Source organism: Oleiphilus sp. HI0043 (assembly GCF_001634935.1).
In genome coordinates this window covers 1-707 of sequence record NZ_LWEY01001846.1, presented here as the reverse complement: position 1 = coordinate 707, position 707 = coordinate 1, and the positions used below count along the sequence as shown (strand labels likewise).

Here is a 707-nt window from a genome sequence, read left to right as displayed (position 1 = left end):
ATCGAAGAACGTGATTCTCTATATCGAAGGCTTGTCAGTCAGTTTCGACGGCTTTAAAGCACTGAATGACATGAACCTCTATATCAATGATGGTGAACTTCGCTGCTTAATAGGTGCAAATGGCGCAGGTAAAACGACCTTGATGGATGTGATTACCGGAAAGACCCAATGTGACGAAGGCTCGGTTTATTTTGGTCAAACACATAACTTGCTGGAAAAAGATGAAGCAGAGATTGCTCAGCTAGGGATAGGTCGAAAGTTTCAAAAGCCCACAGTGTTTGAAGCGCATACAGTTCTGGATAACCTTGAGCTAGCGCTAAAAACAAACAAGCGCGTGCTGCCCACTTTATTTTCTACACTTAGTTCGGAAGAGATAGGCCGAATTGACCACGTATTGGAAACAATTGGCTTGAAAGAGCACCGTATGATGCTGGCAGGTTCCTTATCACATGGGCAAAAGCAGTGGTTGGAAATTGGTATGTTGCTCGCGTCTGAGCCACGTTTGCTATTAGTTGACGAGCCGGTTGCTGGCATGACGGCACAAGAAACAGAACGAACCGCTGAGCTGTTGAACTCTTTAGCGGGTGAACACACCGTCGTGGTCGTTGAACACGATATGGAATTTGTTCGATCAATTGCCAAAACCGTGACGGTATTGCATCAAGGCTCTGTATTGGCAGAGGGGACTATGGACGAGGTGCAAAATA

At 45.8% G+C, this 707-nt stretch carries 1 protein-coding gene; it reads left to right on the top strand.

Going from position 1 to position 707, the window contains the following annotated elements; genetic code table 11:
* Positions 1-707: urea ABC transporter ATP-binding protein UrtD (gene urtD / locus A3729_RS28305; RefSeq protein ID WP_068634533.1), on the top strand; the 707-nt coding region annotated here is incomplete at both ends.